The organism is Streptomyces sp. NPDC051940, assembly GCF_040680895.1.
Classification (GTDB): domain Bacteria; phylum Actinomycetota; class Actinomycetes; order Streptomycetales; family Streptomycetaceae; genus Streptomyces.
On sequence record NZ_JBFAXR010000023.1, the window covers coordinates 46,332 to 65,075 of the forward strand.

Consider the following 18,744-nt stretch of genomic DNA (forward strand, 5'->3'; position numbering starts at 1 on the left):
ACAAGCGGGCTCGGCCCCGGGCGGATGCGTGGTCTGTCGGCGGTGTCCGGTAGAACGGATACGTGAGCAGCGAAGACCGTGAGCCCGAGACCTCCCCCGCGGGGGCCGAGCAGCTTGCGCTCATTCGCGAGGCCGTGCGGGAGGCCAAGAAGCCGCGGGCCAAGCCGAGGACCTGGCGGGGCGCGAAGCTGGCCGAGGCGAGGCCCGTGGCGCGGGTGCTCGTGGACAAGGGGCTCACCCACCTCGACCGGTACTTCGACTACGCCGTGCCCGCCGCCATGGACGAGGAGGCGCAGCCCGGCGTGCGGGTGCGCGTGCGGTTCGGGGCCCGCGTGGTGAAGGGGCGGCGCGAGGGCGGCGAACTGCACGACGGGTTCATCGTCGAGCGCGTCGACGCCAGCGACTTCGCGGGGCCGCTGGCGCCGCTCGCCCAGGTGCTGTCCACCGAGCCGGTCCTCAGCCCCGCGCTGCTCCACCTCTGCCGCGCGGTCGCCGACCGGTACGCCGGTTCCCTCGCGGACGTCGTCCAGCTCGCCGTACCGCCGCGCCGGGCACGGGTCGAGGCACAGCCCAGCCCGCCGCAGCTGGCGCCGCCGCCGGTGCCGCAGAGCCCCGGCCCCTGGGCGCGGTACGAGACGGGGCCCGGCTTCCTGCAGGCCCTGGCCCGCGGCGCCGGCCCCCGCGCGGTGTGGAGCGCCCTGCCCGGCCCCGCCTGGCCGCAGGAGCTGGCGTACGCCGCGGCGGCCACCCTCGCCGCCGGCCGGGGCGTGCTCCTCGTCGTCCCCGACGGGCGGGCGGCGGCACGCGTCGACGCCGCGCTCGGCGAACTCCTCGGCCCCGGACGGCACGTGCTGCTGGCCGCGGAGACCGGCCCCGAGGAGCGCTACCGTCGCTGGCTCGCCGTCAGCCGGGGGAGCGTGCGGGCGGTCGTGGGTACCCGGGCCGCCATGTTCGCGCCGGTGCGCGATCTCGGACTGGTCGCGATCTGGGACGACGGCGACAGCAGCCACAGCGAGCAGCACGCCCCGCAGCCGCACGCCCGCGAGGTGCTGCTGCTGCGCGCCGCGCACGAGAAGACGGCCTTCCTGCTTGGCGGGCACAGCATGACCGTGGACGCCGCCCAGCTGCTGCAGACCGGCTGGGCCCGGCCGCTGGCCCCCTCCCGCGCGCAGGTGCGCGAGGCGGCACCGCTGGTCCGTACGGTCGGGGAGAAGGAGGAGGCCCGCGATCCGGCGGCCCGGGCGGCGCGTCTTCCGTCGCTCGCCTGGCAGACGGTGCGTGAGGGGCTGGCGACCGGACCGGTGCTGGTCCAGGTGCCGCGCCGGGGCTACGCGCCCCGGCTGGCCTGTGAGCGGTGCCGGGCGCCCGCCCGCTGCCGGGAGTGCTCGGGCCCGCTGGAGAGCCGCGGCGCCCAGGAGGCGCTGCACTGCGGCTGGTGCGCCCGCGAGGAGGCCGGCTGGCACTGCCCGGAGTGCGGCGGGGCCCGGCTGCGCGCGCAGGTCGTCGGCGCCCGGCGTACCGCGGAGGAGCTGGGCCGGGCCTTCCCGGCCGTACCGGTGCGGACCTCCGGCCGCGACCACGTACTGGACCGGGTCCCGGACGTCCCGGCGCTCGTCGTCTGCACGCCCGGGGCCGAGCCGGTGGCCGACGCGGGCTACGCCGCCGCGCTGCTGCTCGACGGCTGGGCGCTGCTCGGCCGGCCGGATCTGCACGCGGGGGAGGAGGCGTTGCGCCGCTGGCTGGACGCGGCGGCGCTGGTGCGCCCGCAGGAGCAGGGCGGCACGGTCGCCGTCATCGCCGACGCGGGGCTGCGGCCGGTGCAGGCGCTGGTGCGCTGGGATCCGGCCGGGTTCGCGGCGCGGGAGCTGGCGGAGCGCGCCGAACTCGGCTTCCCGCCGGTGTCGCGGATGGCGTCGGTGTCGGGGCCGTCCCAGGCCGTGACGGAGTTCCTGCTGACCGCCGAACTGCCCGAAGGCACCGACGTACTCGGGCCCGTCCCGCTGCCCGCGGCCGAACGGGGCCGTCCGCGCCGCCCCGGCGATCCTCCGCCGCTCGCGGAGGGCGACGATCCGTGGGAGCGCGTCCTGCTCCGGGTCCGTCCCGGCACGGGCGCGGCGCTGGCCGCGGCCCTCAAGTCCGCCCAGGCGGCGCGGATGGCGCGGCGGGAGGCGGTGGGGGTTCGGGTGCGGGTGGATCCGGGGGACATCGGGTAACGGACAAGGGTCTGCTGGGTGGTGAGCCCCAGCGGGGGGTGTGGGGGCTGAGCCCCCACCACACCCGTACCGGCTGGGATCAGGAGTGCGCGGACAGGGCTTCCCCGCGGACCCCTGCCCCGGTCTCCCGTCCCGGCAGCAGCGGCTCCCGTCCCGGCATCACCGGCTCCCGTCCCGGCAGCACCGGCGGAACCGCCGGCATCCCGCTCGCGGGCGCGATCCCGGCACCCAGCGGACTGGGAGCCATCGAACCCGGCGCCATGGAACCCGGCGCCATCGGACCCGGCGCCGGCCGGGCCGCCGGCACCACCGGCAGCGTCCGCGCCGCGGCGCCCTCGGTGCCCGCCGCCTGCTGCGCGGCCGCCCGCCGCGCACCGTAACGGCGGTGCACCGCCTGCTTGGTCACCCCGAGCGCGGATCCCACCGCGTCCCAGGAGAAGCCCAGCGAGCGGTCGAAGTCCACGGCGGCCGTCACCAGGGTCTCCACGCTGTCGCGCAGTTCCTGGGCGAGCCGCACCGTGGGCGCGGGCGCGCGTCCGTAGACGACGAATCCCGCGGACGAGCCCGTCCGCCGCGGGCGGTAGACATTGCCGAGCTGGGCGGTCAGGGTGCGCAGCGCATCCACCTGCCGGCGGACCCGCTCGATATCCCGCACCAGGACCTGCAGGCTGGCCCGTGCCTGGGCGTCGTGGGTTGCGTGGTCGGCCATGAAGGAGCCTCTCGAACGGCGTCAAGTGTCCGGGCCGCCCGGGTCAACGATCTGCCGAATGAGGGGCCCGTTTCCGTCAATCTCACTTGAGCAACGCCACAGCCTTCACACAGTCACGCTACGGGGGCGTGCGGACGGGACGCCCCAGCGCGCTCCCCTCCGCGTACGCCCCTTCCCGCCCCCTAGACTGTTGCCCGTTCCAGCCCGCTGCACGAGAGGTCACCTGCCCGACATGAGGCTCGTCTTCGCCGGTACGCCCGAGGTCGCCGTTCCCTCCCTGGACGCCCTGATCGCCTCGCAGCGGCATGAGGTGGTGGCCGTCGTGACCAGGCCGGACGCGCCGGCCGGGCGCGGGCGGCACCTGGTGGCGAGCCCGGTCGCCGAGCGGGCGGAGGAGGCGGGCATCGAGGTCCTCAAACCCCGCCACCCGCGCGACGGGGACTTCCAGGCGCGGCTGCGCGAGATCGACCCGGACTGCTGCCCGGTGGTGGCGTACGGCGCACTGCTGCCGAAGTCGGCGCTCGACATCCCCCGCCACGGATGGGTGAACCTGCACTTCTCGCTCCTGCCGGCCTGGCGGGGCGCAGCGCCCGTGCAGCACGCCATCCTGGCGGGTGACGAGATGACCGGTGCGACGACGTTCCGTATCGACGAAGGGCTGGACTCCGGGCCGGTGTTCGGGGTCGTCACCGAGGCGGTGCGGCCGACGGACACCAGCGGTGACCTGCTCACCCGGCTGGCGTTCGCGGGCGCGGGCCTCCTCTCGGCGACGATGGACGGCATCGAGGACGAAGCCCTGTACCCGCAGCCCCAGCCGGCGGACGGGGTCTCCCTGGCGCCGAAGATCAACGTCGAGGACGCGGAGCTGGACTGGGCGGCGCCCGCGATGCGCGTCGACCGCGTGGTCCGCGGCTGCGCCCCGGCGCCGGGCGCGTGGACGGTCTTCCGCGGCGAGCGCCTGAAGGTCATGTCGGTCGCCCCGGCCGCGGACCGTACGGACCTGACGCCCGGGGAGCTGGCCGTCTCGAAGAACGCGGTGCACGCGGGCACGGGCTCGCACGCGGTGGAGCTGCTGTGGGTCCAGGCCCAGGGCAAGAAGCCGATGAAGGCCGCGGACTGGGCACGCGGGGTGCGGATCGCGGCGGCGGAGCGGCTGGGGGGCTGAGTCGGTGGGCCCGCGGACAGGTCCCCGCTCTCCGTACGACGTAGGCTGAACGCGTCGCGTCAATTCTTCCCCCGGAGCACCTTTCCTGTGAGTGACCGTCCCCGTCGCCCTGCCAAGCCCTACCGGCGGCCGAAGAAGGATCCCGTCCGAGTTCTCGCCTTCGACGCGCTGCGTGCGGTGGACGAGCGGGACGCCTACGCCAACCTCGTGCTGCCGCCGCTGCTGCGCAAGGCGCGCGAGAGTGAGTCGTTCGACGCGCGGGACGCGGCCCTGGCGACCGAGCTGGTGTACGGGACGCTGCGGCGGCAGGGGACGTACGACCGGATCATCGCGGAGTGCGTCGACCGGCCGCTGCGGGAGGTGGATCCGCCCGTGCTGGACGTGCTGAGCCTGGGCGCGCACCAGTTGCTCGGCACGCGGATCCCCAGCCACGCGGCCGTCTCCGCGACCGTGGAGCTGGCACGGGTCGTGCTGGGCGACGGGCGGGCGAAGTTCGTCAACGCCGTGCTGCGGAAGATCGCGGCGAAGGATCTCGACGAGTGGCTGGCGGCCGTCGCGCCGCCCTACGAGGACGATCCCGAGGACCATCTGGCCGTCGTGCACTCGCATCCCCGCTGGATCGTCTCGGCGCTCTGGGACGCGCTGGGCGGCGGCCGGGCCGGGATCGAGGACCTGCTGGAGGCCGACAACGAGCGGCCCGAGGTCACGCTCGTCGCCCGCCCCGGACGGTCCACGACGGAGGAGCTGACGACGCCCGACACGCTGCCGGGGCGCTGGTCGCCGTACGCCGTGCGGCTGGCCGAGGGCGGTGAGCCGGGGGCGGTCCCGGCGGTCGCCGAGGGCCGGGCCGGGGTGCAGGACGAGGGCAGCCAGCTCGTCGCCGTCGCGCTGGCGAACGCGCCCGTCGAGGGCCCCGACCGGCTGTGGCTGGACGGCTGCGCGGGACCGGGCGGCAAGGCGGCGCTGCTGGGCGCGCTGGCGGCGGAGCGGGGGGCGGCGCTGGTCGCCTCCGAGAAGCAGCCGCACCGGGCGCGGCTGGTCGCCCGTGCGCTGGCCGGCAACCCCGGCCCGTACCAGGTGATCACCGCCGACGGCACCCGGCCCGCGTGGCGGGAGGGCGTCTTCGACCGGGTGCTGGTCGACGTGCCGTGCACCGGGCTGGGCGCGCTGCGCCGTCGCCCCGAGGCGCGCTGGCGGCGCCGTCCGGAGGACCTGGACGGCTTCGCGCCGCTGCAGCGCGCGCTGCTGCGGGAGGCGCTGCGGGCGGTCCGGGTCGGGGGAGTCGTGGGGTACGCGACCTGCTCCCCGCATCTGGCGGAGACCCGCGCCGTGGTGGACGACGCGCTGAAGGACGCGTCCGGTGAACTCATCGACGCCCGGCCGCTGATGCCGGGCGTGCCCGGCCTCGGGGACGGCCCCGACGTCCAGCTGTGGCCGCACCTGCACGGCACGGACGCGATGTATCTGGCGCTGATCCGACGGGTGGGCTGAGCCGGAACTCCGACGGGTGGGCTGAGCCGGAACTCCGAGGGGTGCCCGAGCCGGAGGCCCGCCCCGTGGGCCGGGCCGGAGGCCGGCCGGGGCGGCGGCAGACCCGGTCGTCCGCGCCACCGCCGCCCCGGACCGCCCTCGTCAGTGCGTCTCCGCCCCTTCCGTCCGGCGGGCCTCGGCCGGCTCGGCCGGCGGCTCGTCGTCCTCCGGGCGCCGGGCCAGCGCGTTGGGCCACCAGACGCGCTGGCCGATGTCCAGGACCAGCGCCGTCACCAGCATCGACCGGACGATGAAGGTGTCGATGAGCACGCCCACCGCCACCGCGAAGCCGATCTCCGCGAACGCCACCATCGGCAGCGTGCCGAAGACCGCGAACGTGCCCGCCAGCACAAGACCCGCCGACGTGATCACACCGCCGGTGGCCGCCAGGGCCGTGAGCGCGCCCTGCCGGGTGCCGCGCCGCTGCGCCTCCTCCTTGATCCGGGTGGCCAGGAAGATGTTGTAGTCGATGCCCAGCGCCACCAGGAACACGAAGACCAGCAGCGGGAACGCCGTATCCTCCCCGGCGAAGTCGAACACGTGCCGGAAGAACAGCGCGCTGATGCCCAGCGCCGCCGCGAACGACAGGATGACCGTGCCCATCAGCAGCAGCGGCGCCAGCACGGCCCGCAGCAGGAGCACCAGGATGATGAACACGGCGATCAGCACCAGCGGGATGATGAGCTTGTCGTCCCGTTCCACGGCCGTGTCCATGTCGACGATGGCCGCCGTGGTGCCGCCGACGATCGCGTCCGCGTCCGGCGCCTGGTCCGCGAGCGCGTCACGCACCCGGTGGACGGTGTCCTTGGCGTCCGAACTGCTGGGGTTGTCGTCGAGGATCGCCTCGAGGTAGACGCGGCCGTCGCGTTCGGCGTCGACGCCGGGTGGCGTCGTGATCGGTACGTCGGCGATGCCCGGCGTGGCGGACACGGTCTCCTTGACCTGGTCGGCCTGGTCCGCGTTGGCCATGATCACCAGCGGGTCGCCGCCGCCCGCCGGGAAGTACCGCGCCTGCACCTCGCCGCCGACGATCGAGTCGGGGCGTCCGGTGAAGGAGTCCTCGTAGCTCAGCCCCGCCGCCTTCAGCTGCATCAGGCCCATGGAGAGCGCCGCCAGCGCCACGGCCCCGGCCACCCACACCGTCCGCGGGCGACGGGCGATCCGGCCGCCCGTACGCGCCCACACGCCGGTCTCCGTGGGCTCCGCGGAGCCGAAGTGCGGCCGCGCCGGCCAGAAGATCCACCGGCCGACGATCACCAGCAGCGCCGGGAACAGCGTGAGCAGCGCGAGCAGTGCCACACCGACGCCGATCGCCAGCACGGGCCCGAGGCCCGCGGTGGAGCTCAGCTCGGCGAACATCAGCACCAGCATCGCCGCGATCACCGTCGCTCCGCTGGCCAGTACGGCCGGACCGGCGCGGTGCAGCGCCAGGGCCATCGCCTCGTGCCGGTCCTCGTGCCGGCGCAGCTCCTCCCGGTACCGGGCGACGAGCAGCAGGGCGTAGTCGGTGCCCGCGCCGAAGACGAGCACGGTGAGGATGCCCGCACTCTGCCCGTTGACCGTGAGGCCGGCGTGCTCGGCCAGCAGATACACCAGTGCCTGTGCGGTGGTGAGCGCCGCGATCACGGAGATCAGCGGGACGAACAGCAGCGTCGGGCTGCGGTACGTCACCAGCAGCGCGATCACCACGACCGAGGCCGCGGCCATCAGCAGGGTGGAGTCGATGCCCTCGAAGCCCTCGGCGAAGTCGGCGTTCGCGCCGCCGGGACCCGTGATGTAGACGTCCAGCCCGTTCCCGCCGTCCCCGACCGCCTCGCGGATGTCGTCCACCGCGGGAACCACGCGCTCCCAGGCGTCCGACCCCACCGTCAGCGGGATGAGGACCTGTGCGGCGCGGGCCGGGGAGTTGCGCTCCTCGTACTGCGGGTCCGTCGTCTCGGCTCCGCGCAGGCCGTGGTCCGTCAGCGCGCGCAGCTGTGCCACGTCCTCGTCGATACGCGCGCGGTCCGCGTCCGTGAGGCCGGACGCGCGTTCGTAGACGATGACCGTCGGCATCTGCTCCGGGCGGAAGTCCTCGGACTCGCGGAGCACTTGAGTGGATTCCGCGGACTTGGGCAGCCAGTTCACCGTCTGGTTGTCCTGGGCGTCCGCGAGCTTCATCGAGAGCGGGCCCAGCGCGCCCAGCGCGACCACCCACAGCCCGAGGACGACCCATTTCGTCCAGCGGCCGCAGACCAGCCAGGCCACGCCCCTGCGTGTGCCTCCGCTCTGCGGTTGTGGCTTTTGTTGCACGTCCGACATGGCGCCCCCTCGGCCTGTCGCTGATTGACGAACGCCCGTCAGCATGGCACGGGCCACTGACAAAGCGCAGCACCTCGCTTAGCGGGTGGCGCATACATGTAAACCGTGCGGCGGCGGGCCGACCGGTGACCTGCGGCTTTCGAGTGCCTGCCCCGGTGAAGGCCGGGTGGGACAGGGGTGCGGACCCCGCACCGGCCAGGGGGCCGGGGCGCGGAAGCCGGGGGGCACCCGGGCGTCGGGGCGCTCATCTGAGCTGTAGGCTCGGACGCAGCCGTCCCCCTCAGCGATCAAGGTTGTCCGTACATGCCGCAGATCAATCCCAGCATTCTGTCCGCAGACTTCGCCAGGCTCGCCGACGAGGCGCGGGCGGTCGAGGGCGCCGACTGGCTCCACGTGGACGTGATGGACAACCACTTCGTCCCGAACCTGACCCTCGGCGTCCCCGTCGTGGAGGCGCTGGGCAGGGCCTCGGACATCCCGATGGACTGCCACCTCATGATCGACAACCCGGACCGCTGGGCCCCGGCCTACGTCGAGGCGGGCGCCGGCTCGGTCACCTTCCATGTGGAGGCCGCCGCCGCCCCCGTACGCCTGGCCCGCGAGATCCGCGCGAAGGGCGCCCGCGCGTCCATGGCGCTGAAGCCCGCGACTCCCATCGAGCCGTACGAGGACCTGCTCCCCGAGCTCGACATGGTCCTCATCATGACCGTGGAGCCCGGCTTCGGCGGCCAGGCGTTCCTGGACATCATGCTGCCCAAGATCCGCCGTACCCGGGAGATGATCTCCAAGCACGGCCTCGAGATGTGGCTGCAGGTGGACGGCGGCGTCTCGGAGTCCACCATCGAGCGCTGCGCGGACGCCGGGGCGGACGTCTTCGTCGCGGGTTCGGCCGTGTACGGCGCCGCGGACCCGGCGCACGCGGTGCGGGCCCTGCGGGACAAGGCGGCGGCCGCCACCCGGTCGGCGTCCTGGTCCTGCGGGCACTGAGGAGGGCGATGTGCGGTCCTGTGACCCACAGTTCGCCTGCCCTTCACGCAGGAGCCGAGGCCAGGGGCTGAACGAGACGCCCTGGTTCTGACAGGATGAACAGCACGTGCCGCGCGGCGACGCGCGACACCTGGCAAAGGTAAGGAGATCGCGGTGTCTACGGGCCGGACAACTGCGCGGATGGGGCCGGCGGAGCTGGTGCAGGCGGCGGCGATGGCACGCCGCTTCTACCTCGAGGGCAAGTCGAAGATCCAGATCGCCGAGGAGTTCGGCGTCAGCCGCTTCAAGGTGGCGCGGGTCCTGGAGACCGCACTCGAGCGTGATCTCGTGCGGATCGAGATCCGGGTGCCCGCCGAACTCGACGCGGAGCGCTCCGACGCGCTGCGCGCCCGCTACGGACTGCGGCACGCGGTCGTCGTCGAGTCCCCCGCGGACTCGCCGTCGGGCGGCGAGGACCACCCGGACCCGGAGAACCTCGGCGAGGTGGCCGCGGACCTGCTCGGCGAGCTCGTGGCGGAGGGCGACGTCCTCGGCCTGGCCTGGGGCCGGTCCACGATCAACATGGCGGCCGCGCTGCGCCACCTCCCGCCCTGTACGGTCGTCCAGCTCACCGGCGTGTACGACGCCGGCACCGCGGAGCGCGGCTCGGTCGAGGCGGTCCGCCGCGCCGCCGACGTCGCGGGCGGCGAGGCGCACCCGATCTACGCCCCGATGCTGCTGCCCGACGCCGCGACGGCCAACGCGCTGCGCAGCCAGACCGGGGTCGCGCGGGCCTTCGAGTACTTCGACAAGGTCACCGTCGCCGCGGTGTCCATCGGCTCCTGGGCGCCTGGCATCTCGACGGTCTACGACATGCTGAGTGAAGAGGAGCGCGAGCAGTACGCCTCGCTCGGCGCCGCCGCGGAGATGTCCGCGCACCTCTTCGACGACGCGGGCCGGCGCGTCGGCCGCGACCTGGGCGAGCGGTGCATCACGGTCGAGGCCGACCGGCTGCGGCGTATCCCGGAGGTCGTCGCCATCGCCGGCGGGCTGCGCAAGGCGGCGGCCATCGGCGCCGTGCTGCGGTCGGGGCTCGTCACGAGCCTCGTCACGGACACGGCGGTCGCGGACTACCTGCTCCACGAGTCGCGCCCGCCGCTGCGGCCGGCGCTCGAGCGGGCGGACCCCGACGACCTCTGATCCCCGCGCGTGACCGGCGCCGGCGGCGCGACAGCGCCGATGGCCGGGCCTACGCTGAGAACATGGCAACCGTGCAGGTCGACGGGCTGGAGATCGCCTACGACCGCGTGGGGGACGGGCCGCCCGTGGTCTTCCTGCACGGAGCGGCCCTGGACGCCCGCGAGTGGCAGCCGCAACTGGACGCACTGGCGGACGCGTTCACCGTCGTCGCCTGGGACGAGCCCGGAGCAGGCCGCTCCTCCGACATCCCCGAGTCCTTCTCCCTCGCGGACTACGCCCGTTGTCTGGCCGCGGTCGTGGAGTCGCTGGGGCTCGGTCCGGCGCACATCGCGGGCCTCTCCTGGGGCGGCACCGTCGCGCTGGAGTTCTACCGCCACCACCCGGACCTGGTGCGGACGCTGATCCTCGCCGACACCTACGCGGGCTGGAAGGGCTCGCTGCCGGCGGACGAGGTACGGGCCCGGGTCGAGGGGGTGCACCGCATGCTGGCCGCGCCGCCGGGTGCGTTCGACCCGACGCTGCCGGGACTCTTCGCCTGCGAGCCGCCCGCCGCGTACGTGCCGCTGCTGGAGGCGATGGAGGCCGTCGTACGTCCGCAGACCCTGCGGACGCAGCTGCTCATCATGGCCGACACCGACCAGCGGGACCTCCTGCCCACCGTGTCGGTGCCCGCCCTCCTGCTCTGGGGGGACCGCGACGTGCGCTCGCCGATGGCCGTGGCACGGCAGTTCCAGGACGAGATCCCGGACACCCGGCTGGTCGTGATCCCGGGTGCGGGGCACGTCAGCAACCTGGAACGGCCCGGGGAGTTCAACGAGGCGGTGCGCGACTTCTGCCACGCCCACTCCTGAAGGCCGGCCCGGATTTCGGCCAGTGCCGGAAATCTCCCGCCCGTCGGCCCCGACATCGATGATTGCGGTCAAGGCGCAGATCTCCACGCAGGGTTGACGGTCTCAAGGGCAGGGCGTATGACTTTCGGCTAGTGCCGTAACTCCGTTCCTGGAACCCGGAGGTACTGCTCCGTCATGCCGACGCGTCGTACGCAACGGCCCGGACCGGAAGTTGCCGGGCATCGCGGGCAATACGCCGCCTGCGGCCCCGCGTTCCGTGCTCGTGTGCACCGCGCTCCAAAGCCTCGCCCCTAGCCATTGACAGCCCAAATCCATCCTGACTACTTTCGGTCAAGGCCGAAATTAGCGGGCACCACCCCTCCTCAGGCCCTCCGGAGGCCCCGATGAAGACTGCGCTCCAGCGTGCCGGTGTATCCCTCGTCCTGCTCGGTCTCACCGCCGGCACCGCCGCCTGCGGCGACTCCGGCGGGGGATCGGCCTCCGACGAGGTCACCGTCTGGATGTACCCCGTGATCGGCGATCCGAAGGCCAACGACGCCTACTGGAAGCAGATCGAGAAGGCGTACGCGAAGGCCGAGCCCGGCGCCAAGGTGAAGATCGAGCAGCAGCCCTGGGACAACCGCGACGAGAAGCTCGCCACCGCCCTCAGCGGCGGCAAGGGCCCCGACGTGGTGGTCCTGCAGCCCGACCAGATCCCCCAGTACCTCGCCAGCGGTGCCATCGCCCCCGTCGACGCCGCCATCGAGGGCGTGAAGGACAAGTTCCTCGCGCCCGGCCTCAAGGCGATGACACAGGACGGCAAGGTCTACGCGGCCCCGATCTACCACACCATCACGACCACGATCTACAACAAGAAGCTGCTCGCCGAGGCCGGCGTCGACAAGCCCCCGGCCACCTGGGACGAAGTGAAGGCCGCCGCCCCGAAGTTCAAGGCGAAGGGCCTGGCGACCATGGACTACTCCGCCAGCAACGAGGCGAGCCTGAACCTCAACTTCTACCCCCTGCTCTGGCAGGCGGGCGGCACGGTCTTCAGCGAGGACGGCAAGAAGGTCACCTTCAACGAACAGCCCGGGGTGGACGCGCTGACGTTCCTCACCGACCTGTACGAGGAAGGCGCCATCCCCAAGTCGGCGATGACCAACGCCAACCTGGTCGCCGACCAGGCACTCGGCAAGCAGCAGGTCGCGATGGGCTTCTGCAACTCGGCCTTCGACTTCGTCGCCGCCGAACAGGCCTGGGGCAAGGAGAACGTCCTCATCGGCGACCCGCTCACCGGAAAGGAGCAGGTGGCCTTCGGTATCCCCGGCGGCCTCGGCATCAACGCCAAGGGCAATGTGAAGGGCGCGGAGAAGTTCATCGCCTTCATGACCGAGCCGGAGCAGATCGTCAGCCTCAACCAGGCGACCGGCTTCTTCTCGCCCCGCTCGGACGTCACCGTCCCCTCCGACAGCCCGTACGCGGAGAAGCTCCAGCAGGCCCTGCAGGTCGTCACCCCCGGTGAGCCGCAGCCGATCGCCCGGCAGCTGATGGGCGTCCTCTCCCCGGAGATCCAGGCCGCACTGACCGGCAAGAAGTCGCCGCAGGAGGCCCTGGACGCGGCGGCGGAGCAGGCCGAGGACCTGCTGGCCCGGCAGCGGTAGGCGGCCACCCCCGACGTAATCGACGGACGGACGAGACGGACGTATGAGCAAACTCGCACGGGCGCGGCTGCGCCGGCACGACGCACGGGCGGGCCTGCTGTTCGTGGCCCCGATGCTGCTGCTGTTCCTGGTCTTCCGCTTCGGGCCGGTGCTCGGAGCGGGGTTCCTCTCGCTGACCGACTACCGGCTCAGCGGCGAATGGGAGTTCATCGGGGCCGAGAACTACACCCGGCTGCTGGACGACGACCTGTTCTGGGAGAGCCTCGGCGTCACCGCCACCTACACCGCGGTGTACGTCCCGCTGACCGTCGGCGTCGCCCTCGGCACGGCCCTGCTGCTGCAGCGCACCGTGTGGATGCGGGGCTTCTTCCGCGGGGTGTTCTTCCTGCCGTACGTCACCAGCATCGTGCTGGCCGCCGTCATCTGGAAGTGGATCTACGAGGTCGAGGACGGACTGCTCAACTCGGTGCTCGGAGCGCTCTCCTTCGGCGCGGTCGACTTCCTCGGCGACGAGTCGCTCGTCCTGCCGTCGATTGCCGTGACCTCCGCGTGGAAGGGCTTCGGCTACTCGATGCTCATCCTGCTGGCCGGCCTGCAGTCCATCCCGAAGGAGGTGACCGAGGCGGCGACGATCGACGGCGCGGGCGGCTGGCAGCGCTTCCGCTGGATCACGCTGCCGATGCTGCGGCCGGTGCTGTTCTTCGTCCTGGTCATCGAGGCGATCCAGGCGTTCCAGGTGTTCGACCAGATGTACGTGATGACGGCGGGCGGCCCGGTCCGCGCCAGCTACGGCCTCGTGTACTTCCTCTACGACACCGGCTTCAAGTACTTCGACTTCGGCTACGCGAGCGCGCTGGGACTGGTGCTCTTCGTGGTCGTACTGGTCTTCTCGCTCATCCAGCGGCGGCTGATCGGGAGGGACGACTGATGGCAGTGCTGACCCGCGACACCGCGCCCCCGGACACCGGGGGCGGGCGCAGGACCCCGACCGGGCGGCGGGCCCGGGGGCCGGCGCGGCTGGGCCTGCCCACGCTGCTCGTGCTGGTGGCCTTCGTGACCGTCGCGCCGTTCGCGGTGATGGTGCTGGTCGCCTTCGCCCCGCACGGCGGCAGCACCCTGCCGGGCGCGTTCGACCTCACGCGCGCCACACTGCGGAACTTCGACGACGTGCTGGGCAGCTCCGACATCCTGCGCTGGGCGCTGAACTCGACGATCTACTCGGTCGTGTCCGTCGTGCTGATCCTGCTGTTCTCCTCGATGGCGGGCTACGCCTTCGCCAAGAAGCGCTTCCCCGGCCGGGAGCTCATGTTCTGGTCGTTCCTGGCCACCTTGATGGTGCCGTTCCAGGCGACGCTGATCCCGTACTACATCCTCATCTCCGAGCTGGGCGGGGTGGACACGTACTGGGGCCTGATCGTCCCGACGCTCGCCAACTCCCAGGCGGTCTTCCTGATGCGGCAGTTCATCATGCAGCTGCCGGACGAGCTGTTCGAGGCGGCGAAGATCGACGGGGCGTCGGAGTGGCGGATCTACACCACGATCGTCCTCCCCCTGATCCGGCCGATCATGGCCACACTCGGCGTGTTCGTCTTCCTGTGGCACTGGAACGACTTCCTCTGGCCGCTGGTCATCGCCCAGTCGGGAGACATGCACACCTTGACCGTCGGGCTCGCCACACTGGACGGTGAGAACGTGACGATCAACCAGGTGATGGCCGGCGCGACGATCACCGTCGTACCGTGCCTGCTCGTGTTCGGGCTCCTTCAGCGGTATCTGACGGACAGCATCGCCACCACGGGGCTCAAGTCGTGAAGGTCATCGACGTCAACCGGATCCTCGGCCCGCTCCCGCACGACGACGTCCCCAGCCGCGACGCCGCCGGACTGCGCGCGGAACTCGACCGGTTGCGCATCGACGAGGCGTGGGTGGTGCGCTCGCAGGCGGTCTACGGCGACCCCCGCGGCGTCCCTCCCGTGAGCGAGGACCGGCTGCTGTCCGTCCCGGTGCTGATCCCCGGCCCGCTGGGCACGGGGGACGTCCCGCACGTGCCCGTCGTACGGCTGTGCCCGGCGGAGCACCGCTTCCGGCTCGAGTACGGCGGCCTGCGGATGATGGACACGCTCATCGAGCGGAACACGGTCACGATGGTCGGCTGGGACTCCCTCGGCGCGAGTGAGAGACGCGCCCTGTACGCAGACTGGCAGGAGCTCCCTCCGATCGTGCTGACGGGCACCGGTTACCGCTCGCTGCACGAGGTGGCGGAGCTGCTGGCGGAGTGCGAGCAGGTGTACGTCGACACCTCGACCCTCTGCGGCCACCGCCAGGTGGAGTGGGTCGCCGAGAACTTCGGCGCGCACCGTGTGCTCTTCGGCACGGGGGCGCCGGTGACCGACGACGCCGGACCGCGTTTCCAGCTCGACCATCTGGAACTGCCCGCCGCCGACGTGGAGCTGATAGCCGCCGGCAACGCCGAGCGGCTGCTGGCGGAGGCCCGATGAGTGTCATCGACGCCCACGGGCACCTCGGCGGCTGGTTCAACTTCCCGATCCCGGACGGCTCGGCGGCGAGCCTGCTGCAGATCATGGACCGCTGCGGCGTCGAAGCCGCCTGCGTCTCGCATCTGCTGGCCGTCGGACCGGACGCGCGGGCAGGCAACGCCCTGCTGGTGGAGGAACTCGCGCGCCATCCGGGGCGCCTGCTCGGGTACGCCGTGTACCAGCCGCACGACCCGCAGGCGGGGGCGCGGCTGCGCGAACTGCTGGACGTACCGGGGATGATCGGCGTCAAGCTGCATCCGGAGACGCACCACACGGCGCTCGACTCGCCCGCCTACGACGAGGCGTTCACGATCGCCGCCGAGCGCGGGGTGCTCGTCCTCGCCCACGGCGAGTACGGGTCGCGGTGGTCGGATCCGGCGCGTTTCGCGGCCGTCGCGCCGCGCCACCCGTCGGTGCCGCTCCTGATGGGCCACTGCGGGCTGTGGCCCGAGGGCTTCGCCGCCGCGGCGCGGGCGGCCCACGCGGCGCCGAACCTGGTGCTGGAGACGTGCGGTTCGAAGATGACGGCGCGGCATCTGGTGCGGCTCGTCCGGGAGGTCGGCGCGGAGCGCGTCGCGTTCGGTTCCGACGCCGTCTTCCTCGATCTGCGGGTGGGCCTGGGACGGGTGCGGCTGGCGGACCTGACGGAGGCGGAGCGGACGCAGATCCTGTACGGGACGATGAAGGGGCTGCTGTGAGGCCTGCAGCAGGCACGGGGACGGAGCCCGTACGCACCGCTCCCTGGCCCGAGTGGCCGCCGCCCGCCACGCCCGAGCAGCGTGAGCGGCTGCTGGCGGTGCTCGACAGCGGTCAGTGGGGTGCGACGAACGGACCCGAGGTCGAGGACTTCGCCGCGGCCTTCGCGCACGCCGTCGGCGCCGCCCACGGCGTGTGCACCGTCAACGGCACCGTCGGCCTCTTCCTGGCGCTGCGGGCGGTGGGCGTGGGACCGGGGGACGAGGTGATCGTCCCGGCGTACACCTTCGTCGCCAGTGCGTCCGCCGTCGTACTGGCCGGTGCGCGGCCGGTGTTCGCGGACGTGCTGCCCGACTCGCTGCTCGTCGACCCGGAGTCGGTGGCCTCCCTCGTCGGCCCGCGCACCCGGGCGGTGATGTCCGTCCATCTCGCGGGGATGGTGGCCGACACCGGCTCGCCGGGCGTGCCCGTCGTGGAGGACGCCGCCCAGGCCCACGGCGCTGTGCGCGACGGCCGGGCGGCGGGCACGCTGGGCCGGGCGGCCGTCTTCAGCTTCCAGTCGAGCAAGGCGATGACCGCCGGCGAGGGCGGAGTCGTCGTGACGGACGACCCGGAGACGTACGAGCGGCTGTGGTCCCTGCACAACGTGGGCCGCCGCAGGGACGGCGGCTGGTACGAGCATCCGGTGCTGGGCTGGAACCTGCGGATGACCGCCTTCCAGGCCGCCGTACTGCGTCCGCAACTCGCGCTGCTGCCCGGTCAGATCGCGCACCGGGAGCGGTCGGCGCGGGCGCTGCGGGCGGCCCTCGACGAGGTCGAAGGGCTGTCGCCGCGGCCGGCCCCGGCGGGGACGGAGCGCCACACGTGGCATCTGGCGATGCTGCGGTACGACGCGGCGGCCTTCGGCGGGCGGCCGAAGGAGGAGTTCATCGCCGCCATGGCCGCCGAGGGGATACCCCTGGACGCCGGTTACCGGCCGCTGACCCGTGAGCCGTCCCTGGCGCCGTACGCGCGCGCGTGCCCGGTCGCCGAGGCGGCGGAGGCGTCGACCGTGTGGGTCCGGCAGCAGCAACTGATGGCGGACGACGAGGCGATGGCGGACATCGGGCGGGCGGCGCGCAGGGTGCGGGAGGCGTTCCGGCGTGGGCGCTGACCGGGCGGTCAGTGCGGGGGCGGCATCGGGTGGAACGCGTTGCCCAGGCCGCAGCCGCCCTCGCCGGGCATCCGCTGGATACGCGTCGGCACCCATACGAGGGTCTCACCCGGGGCGACGCGGACCACGGTGCAGTCCTGCGCGCCGAACCCGTCGCCCGGGAGCGACAGGACGACGCCGACCACGCCGTCCGACTCCCCGATCTCCGTGCGGATCGCCGGATCGAGGTCGGCCGAGCGCAGCGCCCGCCGCACCTCGGCCACGTCGACCGTGCCGCCGGCCGGCACCTTCGGCATCCTCGCGCGCACCCTCTCGAAGGGGATGCGCGGCGGCTCGGGCGGCGGGGCGAAGGTCAGCGGGGGACCGGACGGGCAGTCCGCGTCCGACGGCTCCTCGCCCCACTCGGACCTGTTGGACACCCGTACGGTGAAACAGCGCTCCACGGTGACTTGCCGCGGTTCGATCCAGCCGTCCTGGGCGCTGCCCGAGACCCGTACGACCACGCCGATGCCGTCGTCCTCGACGGTGGAGGTGCCGGTCACCTTCATGACCTCCACGCCGTCGACCCGGGAGGCCGAGTAGCCCACCTCCGCCCGCGAGCGGGGGGACTGGCCGTACAGCCGCTGGCCGAGGGCGCGAGCCGTCTCGCGGGCGGCGTCCGCCGCCTGCTCCTCGGGCGAGGGCGTGAGGCCGCAGGCGGCCGTCAGCAGCACGAGCGGGGCGATCAGCAGGGGTCGGCGCATGACGTCCACCCTTCCGGCCCGGGGCGTGCCGGGCAGCCGTGCGCGTACTCAGGCCGGAGTAGGGGTTCGTACTCAGCCGTCCGCGCGAACGATCAGACGGCGCAGGGCCGTCAGGCGTTCCCGCGGGCGGCGTGCTCGGGGGGTCAGGCCGCCGGGCCGGGCTCGAATCCCCGGAGCATCTCCTCCAGGGCCGCCTGGTCCGGCCCGACGAAGGCGGCCGCCTGCGGCGCCGCGGCGAGCATGTCCAGACAGTCCGCCGTACGTCCGCGCACCGGGGGCAGATGGGTGCTCAGGATCAGCTCCGGGTCCATGTCCCGCAGGGGCGCGACCGTTTCGAGGTAGCGGTCCCGGTCGACGTTGTGCACCCAGGGGCTGTCGACGGTCGCCCAGAGCAGTTGCGCGGCGCGCAGCTCCTCGGCGCCGAGATTGCCGACGTCGTCGCAGGTGGCGAGTTCGGCGGTGGGCATGGGCCCGCCGAAGCAGTCGGAGCTGAAGCAGGCGCGGGTGGACTCGTCGTAGAACGCCGTGGTCGCGGGATTGTCGAAGAGCGGCGGGCGGAACGCGGTCAGCCGGCGGTCGCCGACGTCGAGGTACTGGCCGGGGTTGAGCAGGTGGACGCGGTCCATCGGCAGCGGCCGCTCCGTCGACATGATGCCCATGCCGAGGTACGTCGTGACGACGCGGGCCCGTGGGGCGGCGTCCAGCAGCTGGAAGAGGCCGCCGGTGTGGTCGCGGTCCGGGTGCGTCAGCCAGATCCACCGGACGTCGGCGGGGTTGAGCACCGTACCGAGCGACTCCAGGAAGTCGCGGTCGGGCAGGCTCAGGCCCGTGTCGACCACGACGGGCTCGGCGGCGTGCAGGACGAAGGCGTTGACGGGGACGTGGCCGAGGCCCGGGGCCTCCAGCTGGTCGGCGAGGACGGTGATGTCCGGGGTGAGGCGGTTGATGTACATGGCGCGGTGTTCCTTGGTCGGCGGGGCGGACGGTGGGTCCGGCACCAGGTTTGTCCGTGTGCCCCCGGACGGCGCTGTGCGACACGG

16 protein-coding genes are annotated in these 18,744 nt (G+C 73.1%); 12 read left to right on the plus strand and 4 right to left on the minus strand.

What is annotated here, in order from left to right; genetic code table 11:
* Positions 1 to 62 precede the first annotated feature (62 nt).
* A complete protein-coding gene (locus AB0M28_RS12365; protein ID WP_365402018.1) occupies positions 63 to 2,213 on the plus strand; it encodes a primosomal protein N' in 2,151 nt (716 codons plus the stop codon).
* Between the two features lie 79 nt (positions 2,214 to 2,292).
* On the opposite strand, the gene AB0M28_RS12370 is transcribed toward AB0M28_RS12365, so the two are convergent.
* Positions 2,293 to 2,922 (minus strand): hypothetical protein, encoded by a 630-nt coding sequence (locus AB0M28_RS12370; RefSeq protein WP_365402021.1) that lies wholly within the window; start codon positions 2,920 to 2,922, stop codon positions 2,293 to 2,295.
* A 232-nt stretch (positions 2,923 to 3,154) separates the two neighbouring features.
* On the opposite strand from AB0M28_RS12370, the gene fmt reads away from it, so the two are divergent.
* Positions 3,155 to 4,087: a methionyl-tRNA formyltransferase gene (fmt, locus tag AB0M28_RS12375; RefSeq protein ID WP_365402024.1), complete on the plus strand. Its 933-nt coding sequence runs from the start codon at positions 3,155 to 3,157 to the stop codon at positions 4,085 to 4,087.
* A gap of 87 nt (positions 4,088 to 4,174) precedes the next feature.
* Entirely contained in the window at positions 4,175 to 5,578 is a 1,404-nt protein-coding gene (locus AB0M28_RS12380) for a transcription antitermination factor NusB (protein WP_365402027.1), read from the plus strand.
* A 141-nt stretch (positions 5,579 to 5,719) separates the two neighbouring features.
* On the opposite strand, the gene AB0M28_RS12385 is transcribed toward AB0M28_RS12380, so the two are convergent.
* Positions 5,720 to 7,918, minus strand: a complete 2,199-nt coding sequence (locus AB0M28_RS12385) for an MMPL family transporter (RefSeq protein ID WP_365402030.1) — start codon at positions 7,916 to 7,918, stop codon at positions 5,720 to 5,722.
* 303 nt (positions 7,919 to 8,221) lie between these two features.
* Here AB0M28_RS12385 and rpe point away from each other — a divergent pair, with 303 nt between their 5' ends.
* From rpe to AB0M28_RS12430, 9 genes are all read left to right on the plus strand, one after another.
* A complete protein-coding gene (gene rpe, locus AB0M28_RS12390; RefSeq protein WP_365402033.1) occupies positions 8,222 to 8,905 on the plus strand; it encodes a ribulose-phosphate 3-epimerase in 684 nt (227 codons plus the stop codon).
* Positions 8,906 to 9,058: 153 nt separating this feature from the next.
* Positions 9,059 to 10,084 (plus strand): sugar-binding domain-containing protein, encoded by a 1,026-nt coding sequence (locus tag AB0M28_RS12395; protein WP_365402036.1) that lies wholly within the window; start codon positions 9,059 to 9,061, stop codon positions 10,082 to 10,084.
* A gap of 62 nt (positions 10,085 to 10,146) precedes the next feature.
* Positions 10,147 to 10,935, plus strand: coding sequence for an alpha/beta hydrolase (locus AB0M28_RS12400; protein ID WP_365402038.1), 789 nt, complete (start codon positions 10,147 to 10,149; stop codon positions 10,933 to 10,935).
* Between the two features lie 383 nt (positions 10,936 to 11,318).
* A complete protein-coding gene (locus tag AB0M28_RS12405) occupies positions 11,319 to 12,575 on the plus strand; it encodes an extracellular solute-binding protein (RefSeq protein ID WP_365402041.1) in 1,257 nt (418 codons plus the stop codon).
* Between the two features lie 43 nt (positions 12,576 to 12,618).
* Positions 12,619 to 13,503, plus strand: a complete 885-nt coding sequence (locus AB0M28_RS12410) for a sugar ABC transporter permease (protein ID WP_365402044.1) — start codon at positions 12,619 to 12,621, stop codon at positions 13,501 to 13,503.
* Positions 13,503 to 14,387, plus strand: a complete 885-nt coding sequence (locus tag AB0M28_RS12415; RefSeq protein WP_365402047.1) for a carbohydrate ABC transporter permease — start codon at positions 13,503 to 13,505, stop codon at positions 14,385 to 14,387. Before AB0M28_RS12410 ends, AB0M28_RS12415 begins: the two co-directional genes overlap by 1 nt.
* Entirely contained in the window at positions 14,384 to 15,073 is a 690-nt protein-coding gene (locus tag AB0M28_RS12420) for an amidohydrolase family protein (protein ID WP_365402049.1), read from the plus strand. Before AB0M28_RS12415 ends, AB0M28_RS12420 begins: the two co-directional genes overlap by 4 nt.
* A complete protein-coding gene (locus AB0M28_RS12425; RefSeq protein ID WP_365402052.1) occupies positions 15,070 to 15,810 on the plus strand; it encodes an amidohydrolase family protein in 741 nt (246 codons plus the stop codon). The genes AB0M28_RS12420 and AB0M28_RS12425 overlap by 4 nt, the downstream gene beginning before the upstream one ends.
* Positions 15,807 to 16,961, plus strand: coding sequence for a DegT/DnrJ/EryC1/StrS family aminotransferase (locus AB0M28_RS12430; RefSeq protein WP_365402055.1), 1,155 nt, complete (start codon positions 15,807 to 15,809; stop codon positions 16,959 to 16,961). The genes AB0M28_RS12425 and AB0M28_RS12430 overlap by 4 nt, the downstream gene beginning before the upstream one ends.
* Before the next feature lie 8 nt (positions 16,962 to 16,969).
* On the opposite strand, the gene AB0M28_RS12435 is transcribed toward AB0M28_RS12430, so the two are convergent.
* Together AB0M28_RS12435 and AB0M28_RS12440 are read right to left on the minus strand one after the other, a co-directional pair.
* The gene (locus tag AB0M28_RS12435; RefSeq protein WP_365402058.1) at positions 16,970 to 17,704 is read right to left on the minus strand and encodes a translation initiation factor IF-2; all 735 of its coding nucleotides are present in this window, start codon (positions 17,702 to 17,704) and stop codon (positions 16,970 to 16,972) included.
* 143 nt (positions 17,705 to 17,847) lie between these two features.
* Positions 17,848 to 18,657, minus strand: coding sequence for an MBL fold metallo-hydrolase (locus tag AB0M28_RS12440; protein ID WP_365402061.1), 810 nt, complete (start codon positions 18,655 to 18,657; stop codon positions 17,848 to 17,850).
* Between the last annotated feature and the right edge of the window lie 87 nt (positions 18,658 to 18,744).